11 protein-coding genes are annotated in these 11,678 nt (G+C 70.6%); 9 read left to right on the forward strand and 2 right to left on the reverse strand.

Annotated elements, in window-relative coordinates; genetic code table 11:
* Positions 1 to 118 precede the first annotated feature (118 nt).
* From OG595_RS20505 to OG595_RS20545, 9 genes are all read left to right on the forward strand, one after another.
* The gene (locus tag OG595_RS20505; protein ID WP_329273920.1) at positions 119 to 994 is read left to right on the forward strand and encodes a hypothetical protein; all 876 of its coding nucleotides are present in this window, start codon (positions 119 to 121) and stop codon (positions 992 to 994) included.
* A 188-nt stretch (positions 995 to 1,182) separates the two neighbouring features.
* Positions 1,183 to 1,935 carry a YcnI family copper-binding membrane protein gene (locus tag OG595_RS20510; protein ID WP_329273921.1) on the forward strand — a complete coding sequence of 251 codons (753 nt, stop codon included), beginning with the start codon at positions 1,183 to 1,185 and terminating at the stop codon, positions 1,933 to 1,935.
* Positions 1,936 to 2,074: 139 nt separating this feature from the next.
* Entirely contained in the window at positions 2,075 to 2,728 is a 654-nt protein-coding gene (locus tag OG595_RS20515; RefSeq protein ID WP_329273922.1) for an SCO family protein, read from the forward strand.
* Between the two features lie 11 nt (positions 2,729 to 2,739).
* Positions 2,740 to 3,204, forward strand: a complete 465-nt coding sequence (locus OG595_RS20520; RefSeq protein ID WP_329283067.1) for a copper chaperone PCu(A)C — start codon at positions 2,740 to 2,742, stop codon at positions 3,202 to 3,204.
* A gap of 19 nt (positions 3,205 to 3,223) precedes the next feature.
* Entirely contained in the window at positions 3,224 to 5,224 is a 2,001-nt protein-coding gene (locus OG595_RS20525; RefSeq protein WP_329273924.1) for a copper resistance CopC/CopD family protein, read from the forward strand.
* Between the two features lie 8 nt (positions 5,225 to 5,232).
* Positions 5,233 to 6,543: an iron uptake transporter deferrochelatase/peroxidase subunit gene (efeB, locus tag OG595_RS20530; RefSeq protein WP_329273925.1), complete on the forward strand. Its 1,311-nt coding sequence runs from the start codon at positions 5,233 to 5,235 to the stop codon at positions 6,541 to 6,543.
* Positions 6,544 to 6,669: 126 nt separating this feature from the next.
* Positions 6,670 to 7,602: a prephenate dehydratase gene (pheA, locus tag OG595_RS20535; RefSeq protein ID WP_329273926.1), complete on the forward strand. Its 933-nt coding sequence runs from the start codon at positions 6,670 to 6,672 to the stop codon at positions 7,600 to 7,602.
* Positions 7,603 to 8,149: 547 nt separating this feature from the next.
* Positions 8,150 to 9,439, forward strand: a complete 1,290-nt coding sequence (gene serS, locus OG595_RS20540) for a serine--tRNA ligase (protein ID WP_329273928.1) — start codon at positions 8,150 to 8,152, stop codon at positions 9,437 to 9,439.
* Complete coding sequence (locus tag OG595_RS20545; RefSeq protein WP_329273929.1) at positions 9,436 to 10,248, forward strand: HAD family hydrolase; 813 nt, start codon at positions 9,436 to 9,438, stop codon at positions 10,246 to 10,248. The genes serS and OG595_RS20545 overlap by 4 nt, the downstream gene beginning before the upstream one ends.
* Positions 10,249 to 10,641: 393 nt before the next feature.
* Here OG595_RS20545 and OG595_RS20550 read toward each other — a convergent pair whose 3' ends face one another.
* Both OG595_RS20550 and OG595_RS20555 read right to left on the reverse strand, forming a co-directional pair.
* Complete coding sequence (locus OG595_RS20550; RefSeq protein WP_329273930.1) at positions 10,642 to 10,851, reverse strand: SGM_3592 family protein; 210 nt, start codon at positions 10,849 to 10,851, stop codon at positions 10,642 to 10,644.
* 101 nt (positions 10,852 to 10,952) lie between these two features.
* Positions 10,953 to 11,672, reverse strand: a complete 720-nt coding sequence (locus tag OG595_RS20555) for an ABC transporter permease subunit (protein ID WP_329273931.1) — start codon at positions 11,670 to 11,672, stop codon at positions 10,953 to 10,955.
* Positions 11,673 to 11,678 lie beyond the last annotated feature (6 nt).

An 11,678-nucleotide genomic window follows, 5' to 3' on the forward strand; every position in this document is an offset into this window, starting at 1 on the left:
CAACTGACAGAAGTCATCTTCCGGTTGTACACGGTTTTACACCCCGGTACCCGGCCGTAATCCACCTTGTGGACCTGCCGTATGGGTGGCGTGAGGCCAGTGCGATGATGAGCCCGCCATGACTGCCCGCCGCCGGCGCACAGCGCCCTCCGGAATCACCCTCCGGATGCTGAGGGCCGCGGTGTTCTCCGCGGTCTGTGTCGTGCTGGCCGGCGCCGGTCACACCCTGGCCTCCTGCGCCTCCGTTCCGCTGTGGACCCTGGGCGCCGGTTTCCTCGGGGTCCTCGCGTGCGCGGCACCGCTCGCCGGGCGGACCCGCTCGCTGCCGGGCATCGTCGCCCTGCTGGCCGTCGGCCAGACGGTCCTGCACACCCTGTTCGGACTGGGCCAGCACGCCGCGTCGTCCGCGGTGGCCTCGGCGACCGCCACGACAGCCGCGACGGACACGGCCCTGGTCGCACGGGCCGCCCGGCTGCTGTGCGGAGCACCCCTCGCGGCGATCAGCCCGGCCCGGGCCCAGCGGATCCTCACCGATGCGCGCATCGGTACGGGCGGGCTCCGGCCCGGAGGTTCGGGCACCGGCGGCGGCATGGACATGGGGTCCATGAGCCACTCGGCAGACGCTCTCCCGCCCGCCGGGTCCGTCACCTCCCTCGACTCCCTCGCCTCCCTCCTGCCGACGCTGCCCATGCTGCTCGGTCACGTCCTCGCAGCCGTCGCCACCGGCTGGCTGCTGCGCCGCGGGGACCTGGCTCTGCTGCGGCTGATGCGGCTGTCGGCGCACGGCGTGGCCGAGGGGGCGCTCGTACGATCCCTGCGCGGGGCGCTCGCGCTGGCGCGCGCACTCCGTACGGGCCTTCCGGGTACGCCCGGTACGGCACCGCACGCACCGCGCGCGTGGGCCCTCGTGCCCCTCGGGCCGTCCGTCACCGGGCTCCGGCACTCGGTGATCCGGCGAGGGCCGCCGGCCGCCCCGCTCGTGCTCGCCGCCTGACACGACGCGACCGCTCCGCATCGGGTACCCAGGGTCTTCGGATCCGGGGGTCCGGGTCCGGGGAAGGGCCGCCGTCGTGCGGTACACGCGCGTGCGCACCGTTTCCCACGCGCGTCCCTCCTCCGCTCCGATCTGCCGGACTCCTCTCCGGCCCGTCGGACCTCACCCGAAGTGGAGCGCCTTCCGTCATGAAGGTTTCCCGTATCGCCGCCGCCGGTGTCCTCGCCGGTGCCACCGTTCTCGTCCTGTCCGGCCCCGCCTTCGCGCACGTCAGCGTGTCGGCCGAGGGCACCGCCGCCAAGGGCGGCTACGCGACCGTCAACTTCAAGGTGCCGAACGAGCGCGACAACGCCACGACGACCAAGGTCGAGGTCAGCTTCCCGGCCGATCACCCGCTCGCCTCGGTGATGCCGGAGGCGATCCCCGGGTGGACCGCCGAGGTCACCACGGCAAAGTTGGCCAAGCCCCTCGAAATGCACGGCGAGAAGATCACCGAGGCCGTCTCCAAGGTCACCTGGACCGCCAACGACGGCAAGGGCATCCGGGCCGGCTTCTTCCAGAAGTTCCCGCTGTCCCTCGGCCAGCTGCCCGAGGACACCGACGAGCTCGTCTTCAAGGCGCTCCAGACGTACTCCAACAAGGAGGTCGTCCGCTGGATCGAGGTCCAGAAGGACGGCGCCGAGGAGCCCGACAACCCCGCTCCGGTACTCGCCCTGTCCGCCGCCACCGAGGACCACCACGGCGGCGCCTCGACCACCGGGGAGTCCGCCGCGGCCTCGGCGGAGCCCGCCGAGCAGGCTGCCGCGAAGACCACGACCACCGCCGCCGAGCCCGCCGACAGCAGCGACACCACCGCGCGCGTGCTGGGCGTCGTGGGCATCGTCGTCGGTGTCGCGGGCGTCGCGTACGGCGTGGCCGGACGTCGCCGCACCACCGTCTGACATCCCCTGGCCTCCCGGTGCGCGCCGGGGGCGTGCGGTTGTCCCGTACGCCCCCGGCGTCCCGTACACCCTTGGTGTCCCGTACACCTCTGGGTGCGCGCCGAACCTTCCACGAACGACACCTTCGGGAACTCTCCTTATGCGCAAGAAGCTGTTCGCCGCGTCCGCCCTGCTCGTCGCGGCCACCCTGACCCTCTCCGCCTGCGGCAGCGGCGACGACTCCGACCAGTCCGTCGCCGATGTCTCCGTCGAGGCCGGCTCGGACAAGGCGGCCACGATCCTCGACCAGCCGTTCGAGAAGCCCGACCTCGTGCTCACCGACACCCAGGGCAAGCCGTACGACTTCCGCGCGGAGACCAAGGGCCGGCCCACACTCATCTACTTCGGCTACACCAACTGCCCCGACGTCTGCCCGCTGACGATGAGCAACATCGCCGTCGCCAAGAAGCAGCTGTCCAGGGCCGACCAGGACAAGCTCCGCATCGTGTTCGTCACCACCGACCCGAAGCGGGACACCCCGGCCGCGCTCGGCAAGTGGCTCAAGGGCATCGACCCCCAGGTGGTCGGCCTGACCGGCGACTTCGCCACCATCCAGGCGGGTGCCCGCACCCTCGGCATCTCCATCGAGCCGACGTCGAAGGACAAGAACGGCAAGACGATCTCGATGCACGGCACCCAGGTCATCGCGTTCTCCCCGAAGACCGACGGCGGGTATGTCCTGTACGGCGAGGACGCCACCGTCGACGACTACATCAAGGACCTGCCCAAGATCATCAAGGGGCAGAACCCGTGAGGCGCCTCCCCATGGTGACGGCCTCGGTGCTCGCCGGAGCACTCGCACTCGTCCTCACCGGGTGCGGGACTCCGGAATCCGGGTCCGGCGACGACAGCGCCGGCGCCGGGCTCTCCGTCGGCTCCGCCTACATGCCCCAGCCGGTCTCGGACTCCATGGCCGCCGGGTTCCTCGTCATCACCAACAAGGGCTCCGCCGGTGACGTGCTCACCCGCGTCACGAGCTCCGTAGCGGGCGAGGTGACCGTGCACAGGACCGTCGGGCAGACCATGGAGGAGGCCGAGCGCCTCGACATCCCGGCCCACGGCGAACTCGTCCTGCGGAGCGGCGGCGACCATCTGATGTTCGAGCAGCTCAAGCGCAGGCCGCGGGAGGGCGAGAAGGTCTCCGTCCAGCTGCACTTTGCCAAAACCTCGCCGATCACCGTCGAGATGCCGGTGAAGTCCGCGACGTACAACCCGAAGACCGGACACTGAGACCGAGGGAGGGATCACCGTGACACAGACCATCGCCCCGCGCGTGCGGCCCCTGGTGCTGTTGTTCCTCGCGGTCGCCGCCGCGCTGCTCGCCGGGCTGGCCGGCGCCGCGCCGGTCTCCGCACACGCCGCGCTCACCGGCAGCGCCCCGCAGCAGGGTGTGGTGGTCGACAAGGCCCCGACCCAGGTGACGCTGACCTTCTCCGAGAAGGTCGCGCTGTCCGACGGCGCGTTCCGTGTGCTCGACCCCAAGGACAAGCGCGTCGACACCGGCAAGGCGACCGAGCTGAGCGGCACGACCTACGGCGTCCCGCTCCACGCCGGGCTGCCCGACGGCACGTACACCGTCGCCTACCAGGTCGTCTCGGCGGACAGCCACCCCGTCGCCGGCGCCTTCACCTTCTCCGTCGGCGCCCCCTCCGTCACCTCCGTCTCGGTCTCCGACCAGACGGCGGGCGGCGGAGTCGTCGGCGCCCTCTACGGCTTCGGCCGGTACGTCTCGTACGCGGGCTTCATCGTCATGGTCGGCGGCGCCGCCTTCGTCCTCGCCTGCTGGCAGCGCGGCTCCGGTGTACGGGCGCTCCAGCGGTTCGTCGTCTCCGGGTGGCTCGCGATGACCGCGGCCACGCTCGCACTGCTGCTGACACGGGGTTCGTACACGGGCTCCGGCAAGATCGGCGACATCTTCGACCTGGGCCTCCTCGGAGACGTCCTCCAGACCAAGACGGGCGCCGCCCTCGTCTCCCGGCTGCTGCTGCTCGCCGCCGGCGCGCTGTTCATCGCGGTCCTCTTCGGGGCTTACGCCCGCCCCGAGACCGAGGACGCAGCCGACGACGACTCGGCCGAGCCCGAGGACGCAACAGACGGCGGCTCCGCGATGCGGGACCTCACCTTCGGGCTCGCCATCGGCGGCGGGGTCGTGGCGATCGGCCTGGCCGCCACCTGGGCGCTGGCCGAACACGCCTCGACCGGACTCCAGCCCGACATCGCGATGCCCGTCGACGTGGTCCATCTGCTGGCCGTCGCCGTCTGGCTCGGCGGGCTCTCGGCACTCCTGGTCGCACTGTTCCGGGCGCCCGCGGACGCCCCGATCGAGGGTTCGGCCGTACGCCGCTTCTCGCGCGTCGCCTTCGGCAGCGTGCTGGCGCTGGTCGCGACCGGCGTCTACCAGTCGTGGCGCCAGCTCGGCTCCTGGTCGGCGCTCACCGACACCTCGTACGGACAGCTGCTGCTCGTCAAGATCGGCCTGGTCGCCGTCCTCGTCGGCATCGCCTACATCTCGCGCCGCTGGACGGCCCGGCTGCCGGAGACCGCCGCGGCCGAGACGGCGGAGGCAGTGGAGGGCACGGAGAGTACGGAGGACCAGGCCGACGATCCCGCGAAGGAACCGGTCGCCGCCTCGGCCGTCGGGGGGCCGGACGCCAAGCGGTCCGCCCAGCTCGCCCGGCAGCGCGCCGCCGTCGACACCGCGCGGCTGAAGCGGCTGCGTAACGCCGACCCCCTGCGGTCGGGGCTGCGCCGATCGGTGCTCGCCGAGGCGGGCGTCGCCGTCGTCCTGCTCGCCGTCACGACCGTGCTGACGTCGACCGAGCCGGGCCGTACGGAGGAGGAGGCCAAGGCCGCCACCTCGGCGTCGTCCTCCTCGTCGTCCTCTTCCTCCTCGGACTCGGACGGGACGGGCGCGCTGACCCTGGACATGCCCTTCGACACCGGCGGCAAGGACGGCAAGGGCCTCGTACGGCTCGACATCAACCCCGCCCGCGTCGGCGGCAACGTCATGCACGTGTACGTGGAGCGGCCCAACGGCAGGGCGTTCGACGTACCCGAGGTGAAGGTCGCCTTCACCCTCACCGCCAAGAACATCGGGCCGCTGCCCGTGAACCCGGACCACCTCGCCACCGGACACTGGACGGCGAACGAGGTCCAGATCCCCATGGCCGGCGACTGGAAGATCGCCGTGACCGTACGGACCTCCGACATCGACCAAGTGACCGTCGACAAGAACGCGCAGATCGGCTGAACCGCACCATGGCTGACCAGTCCACCAAGGAAAACAACAAGGAAGACGCCGTGGGAAGCGCCCAGCAGAACGGCGAGGGCATCTCGCGTCGTCGGCTGCTCGGCACCGCCGGCGCCACCGGGCTCGCGCTCGGTGCGGCGGGCGGGGCCACCGGCTACGCAGTCGGCTCCGACGGCGACTCCGGCTCCTCCTCCGGTGCCTCAGGCTCGTCCCCGGCGCTCGCTTCGGTGGGCGCGGACATGGCAATGTTTCACGGGAAACATCAGCCGGGCATCACCGAGGGCCTCCAGGCCAGCGGCCACCTCATCGCCTTCGACCTGGCGGCGGGCGCCGGCCGCACCGAGGCCGCCGCGCTGCTGCGCCGCTGGTCCGACACCGCCCAGCGGCTCATGGCGGGCGAGGCCGCCGCGCACGACGACACGGATGTCGCCCGGGACGCGGGCCCCTCGTCCCTGACGGTCACCTTCGGTTTCGGGTACGGCTTCTTCGCCCGCACCGGGCTGGAGAAGCAGCGCCCGGTGGCGCTCGATCCGCTGCCCGAGTTCTCCTCCGACCACCTCGACAAGGCCCGCAGCAACGGCGATCTGTGGGTGCAGATCGGCGCCAACGACGCCCTGGTCGCCTTCCACGCCCTGCGCGCCATCCAGAAGGACGCGGGCAGCGCCGCCCGGGTCCGCTGGCAGATGAACGGCTTCAACCGGTCGCCGGGCGCCACCGCGCAGCCGATGACCGCCCGCAACCTGATGGGCCAGATGGACGGCACCCGCAACCCGAAGCCGTCCGAAGCCGACTTCGACAAGCGCATCTTCGTGCCCGCCTCCGGCGAACCGTCCTGGATGGCGAACGGCTCCTACGCCGTCGTACGTCGGATCCGCATGCTGCTCGACGACTGGGAGCAGTTGTCGGTCAAGCAACAGGAGGACGTCGTCGGGCGGAAGAAGTCGAACGGGGCGCCTCTCAGCGGCGGTTCCGAGACAACCGCGATGGACCTGGAGAAGGTCGACGCCAACGGCGATCTGGTGGTCCCCATCAACGCGCACTCCCGGATCACCCGCCCCGACGAGAACGGGGGCGCGGCCATCCTGCGGCGCCCGTTCTCCTTCCACGACGGTATCGGCGCGGACGGTACGCCCGACGCGGGGCTCCTCTTCGTCTGCTGGCAGGCCGACCCGCTGCGCGGGTTCGTCCCCGTCCAGCGCAAGCTCGACCGGGGCGACGCGCTGTCGAAGTTCATCCGGCACGAGTCGAGCGGCCTGTTCGCGGTGCCGGGCGGGGCGGGCGAGGGGGAGTACGTGGGGCAGCGGCTGCTGGAGGGGTGAGGTGCGGCCGGTCCGTTCCCAGGCGGTGTCCGGGCCGCAGCACGCCTGATGGGCCTCTGTCACCCCTTGGGGCGGCGGGGCCGGGAAGCGTGCGTCGGGCCGGGCAAGGGCCATTAGGGTGAGGTCATGCCAGCCAGCTACGCGTATCTCGGCCCCGAGGGCACCTTCACCGAGGTTGCCCTGCGCACGCTTCCGGAGACGGCCACCCGAGAGCTGATCCCGATGGTGTCCGTGCCGGCCACGCTCGACGCGGTACGCAGCGGTGAGGTCGAGGCCGCGTTCGTGCCGATCGAGAACTCCGTAGAGGGCGGTATCACCACCACGCTCGACGAGCTGGTCGCGGGCTCCCCGCTGATGATCTACCGCGAGGTGCTGCTGTCGATCACCTTCGCGCTGCTGGTGAGGCCGGGCACCAAGCTGTCGGAGATCAAGACGGTCACCGCCCATCCGGCCGCGCAGTCGCAGATCCGCAACTGGATGAAGGTCAACCTTCCGGACGTGGTGTGGGAGTCGTCCGCCTCGAACGCGGACGGTGCCCGGCTGGTGCAGGAGGGCCGGTACGACGCCGCCTTCGCGGGCGAGTTCGCCGCCGCCCGGTACGGCCTCACCGCGCTGGAGACCGGCATCCACGACGCGGAGAACGCGCAGACGCGGTTCGTCCTGGTCGGCAGGCCCGCCCGGCCCGCCGCGCCGACCGGCGCCGACAAGACGTCCGTCGTCATCTGGCAGCGCGACGACCACCCCGGTGGACTGCGCGATCTGCTGGGCGAGTTCGCGGTGCGGGGCGTCAACCTGATGCTGCTGCAGTCCCGGCCGACCGGGCAGGGCATCGGGAACTACTGCTTCGCCATTGACGCCGAAGGGCACATTTCCGACCGGAAGGTCGCCGAGGCGCTCATGGGGCTCAGGCGGATCTGTCTCAAGGTGCGGTACCTGGGTTCGTACCCCCGTGCGGACATCGGTGTGGAGGACGTGCGCGATCCTCTGCCGGGGACGTCCGACGAGGAGTTCGTGACGGCCGCCGACTGGGTGGCGCGCTGCCAGGACGGCCGCTTCTAGGTGGCCTTCGGCCCGTCAGGCCGGTCCTACCAGCCGATTTCCGTTATCCACAGAAGTTATCCACAGGCTGGCTTCTCGACCTGGGGACAAGTCGACAACGGTACACCGGTCTGTCGACAAATCACCCTACAGGCCGTCGACTCGTCCACAGCCCGGCATGCCACCCTTCGTCCACTCGTTTCCCTGGCGTAACTCCCCGGGGTTACGCATATCCACTCGAAAGTGGGCGTTAGGGTGGTTTGCTTCGGGAATTGGTCATCTCGCGGACACCTTTCGAAACGATCACTTCGGTAATCCACAGATCTTTCGCACAGCCTGTGGATAACTTTCCCCAGGTGTGGATTGCTGTGGACGACCCCGCCCCCAAGTCCCCTTCACCGCAAGGGATTCGAGTCAACCAGGCACCACCGCCTGACTCGTTCAGGGAAGCTGGCCGTCTTTCTTTGACGCCCCTCGAAAAAATTCACATTCCGGGCAAATGACAACACGAGGTGCGTACGGAAATACCGAGTCGTGAGTGCCGACCAGGCACCGGTAGCCTTGGAGGGTGATTGACCTTCGCCTGCTCCGTGAGGACCCTGACCGTGTGCGCGCCTCGCAGCGCGCCCGTGGAGAGGACGTCGCGCTCGTCGACGCTCTCCTGTCCGCCGACGAGCGGCGCAGGTCGTCCGGCGTCCGCTTCGACGAGCTTCGTTCCGAGCAGAAGAGCATCGGCAAGCTCATCTCCAAGGCCTCCGCCGAGGAGAAGGCCGAGCTGCTCAAGAAGACGGGCCAGCTCGCCGCCGACGTCAAGGCGGCCGACGCCGAGCAGCACGAGGCGGACGAGGAGGCCAAGAAGCTCCTCCTCCAGCTCGGCAACCTGGTCCACCCGGACGTCCCCGTGGGCGGCGAGGAGGACTTCGTCGTCCTGGAGACGCACGGCACGATCCGCGACTTCGGCGCCGAGGGCTTCGAGCCCAAGGACCACCTGGAGCTGGGCGAGGCGCTGGGCGCCATCGACGTCGAGCGCGGCGCCAAGGTCTCCGGCTCGCGCTTCTACTACCTCACCGGCGTCGGCGCGCTCCTTGAGCTCGCCCTCGTCAACGCGGCGATCGCGCAGGCCACGGAGGCCGGCTTCGTCCCGATGCTGACCCCGGCGCTGGTCCGCCCGCGCGCGATGGAGGGCACCGGCTTCCTCGGCCAGGCCGCGGAGAACGTCTACCACCTGGAGAAGGACGACTACTACCTGGTCGGCACCTCCGAGGTCCCCCTCGCCGCCTACCACATGGACGAGATCCTCGACGCCGACAAGCTGCCGCTGCGCTACGCCGGCTTCTCGCCGTGCTTCCGCCGCGAGGCCGGCACCTACGGCAAGGACACCCGGGGCATCTTCCGCGTGCACCAGTTCGACAAGGTCGAGATGTTCTCGTACGTCAGCCCCGAGGACGCCGAGAACGAGCACCAGCGTCTCCTGAACTGGGAGAAGCAGTGGCTGACCGCCCTCGAACTGCCCTTCCAGGTCATCGACGTGGCCTCGGGCGACCTGGGCGCCTCCGCCTCGCGCAAGTTCGACTGCGAGGCGTGGATCCCGACCCAGGGCAAGTACCGCGAGCTGACCTCGGCCTCCAACTGCGACGGCTTCCAGGCCCGGCGCCTGTCCGTGCGGATGCGCGACACCAGCGACGGCAAGAACAGGGTCCAGCCGCTGGCGACGCTCAACGGCACGCTGTGCGCCGTACCGCGCACGATCGTGGCCATCCTGGAGAACCACCAGCTGGCCGACGGCTCGGTGCGTGTACCCGAGGTGCTGCGCCCGTACCTGGGCGGCCGGGAGCTGCTGGAGCCGGTCGCCAAGTGACCGACGCCGCCGGGTCGTTCCCGTACCGGCTCGTCGCGACCGACCTCGACGGAACGCTCCTGCGTTCCGACGACTCGGTCTCGGCGCGCACCCGTGAGGCACTCGCCGCGGCCACCGCGGCGGGCGCCGCGCACATCGTCGTCACCGGCCGGGGAGTGCGCTGGACGCGGCACGTCCTCGAAGAACTGGGCTACGAGGGACTCGCGGTCTGCGGCCAGGGCGCACAGGTGTACGACGTCGGCGCACATCGGCTGCTGACGTCGATCACCTTGGACCGGCAGCTGGCCTCGCTCGCGCTGGCGAAGATCGAGGCGGAGGTCGGCCCGCTGTTCCTGGCGGCGAGCCGGGCGGGCCTCGACGGCGAGGTGCTGATCGGGCCGGGCTACGAGGGCGTGGGCTCGCTCCCCTTCGTCCCGCTCACGGAGCCGTCGGACCTCTGGGCCGAGCCGCTGGGCAAGATCTACATCCAGCATCCGACCCTGTCCACCGACGAACTCAGCGAGGTCGCCGCCCGGACCGCGGGCGGCTTCGTCACGGTCACCATGGCCGGCGAGGGGATCGTCGAACTCCTCCCCCTGGGCCTGTCCAAGGCGAAGGGGCTGTCGTTGGCGGCCCGCCGACTGGGCGTGAAGTCCGCCGACACGATCGCCTTCGGCGACATGCCCAACGACATCCCGATGTTCGCCTGGGCGGCACGCGGGGTGGCGATGGCCAACGCCCACGCCGAACTGCGGGCGGTGGCCGACGAGGTGACGTCGTCGAACGACGAGGACGGCATCGCGGTGGTGCTGGAGCGGTTGCTGGCGTAGTCCCCCGCGGGGGCTGAAGGCCGACGGCTGTTGGGCGGAGGCTGTTGGGCCGGGGGGTCTGGGAGGGCGGCCCGCGCGGAGTGAATCGCGCGCTCGAAGTGGCCGCCCCGGGCAGCTCCCCCCGCTTCGCGGGCCCGCCGGAGGTAGTGACTGCTCCGGAGCCCGCCGCGGGCTGCCCTGAAGGAAGCCGTGCGGGCTGCCGTGCACCGGCGCCGCCCGGCTCCGCTCCCAGAACCCGACACCAGTCACGGGATCCGCGACATCAGACCTACGACATCGGACAGATCCGGCGTACTGGACACAACCACTGTGCCGGTAACCCGAGTCGGGCGCCACCGAATAAAACTGGTGAACGACTTCCGGGACGGTGGACCGCAGCGTCCGACGCCTGCCCTACTTGCGGCGCCACCTGCGGCGACGTGACTTGCTGAAGAACCAGCCCGCCGGGGGTTCGTCCGACCGCCAGGGCTGCGGCTCGGGCTTCTGGTTCCGCCAGCGCGCCGTGAGCATCCGGGCCCGGGCGGACGGTTCGGTGGTTTCGGCAGAGCGTATGAAGTCCTCGTCGAGGACCAACTCGTCCCAGATGTCCCTGTCCCCTGCCATCCCCGTCCTCCTCGCCCCGCGGCCCCGTATGTCCAGTGTGCCCGGACACGCGTGAAGTCCCTGTCAAGAGAACGCGCGCACCCGGGCCCGTCCGCGACCGCCTACTCCTCGCCGGTCGGTGTCAGCGTGCGCAGCTTCTGGCCGGCGAACCAGGTGGCGAGGACGGTGACCGCGATCAGCAGGACCGTCGCCGTGGTCAGGCCGACGTCCGAGGTGATCAGGTCGCCGCCCGTGACCTTGTGGCCGACGGCCAGCGCCCACTGCTGGACGCTCAGCGTGCGCGCCCCGGGCACCAGGGAGCCGAACAGTGCCTCCCAGACCAGGGCGTAGACGAGCCCGAAGACCACGGCGTGCCGGGACACCGTGCCGAGCAGCAGGAAGAGCGCGGCATAGGCGATGGAGGCGACCAGTGCGGCGACCGTGTAGGAGACGGCGACCTGCTGGCCGTTGCCGTTGAGGATGAGGCCGGCGATGAACGTCGGCACCGCCGAGAACGCCATGGTGACGCCGATCGCGACGATCAGCTTGGTGTAGATGATCTTCGGTCGCTTGAGCGGCTTGGAGAGCAGGTAGACGACGGAGCCGTCGTCGATCTCCGGGCCGATCGCGCCGGTGCCCGCGATGACGCCGATGATCGGCACCATCGTGGCGAGGGCGAGGCCGCCCAGGACGTCCGCCGCCGTCTGGTCGTCGGCGCCGACGAGGCCGCGTACGGCGATGGCGATCACGATGAGCAGCAGGGGCAGCGCGCCGAGGATGAGGGCCCGGCGGCGGCCGAGCAGGGCCCGGTAGGTGAGCCGGGCGACTGTGGGGTCGTACATTTTCGG

Origin of the sequence: Streptomyces sp. NBC_01451, from assembly GCF_036227485.1 — a bacterium.
Taxonomy (GTDB): Bacteria; Actinomycetota; Actinomycetes; order Streptomycetales; family Streptomycetaceae; genus Streptomyces.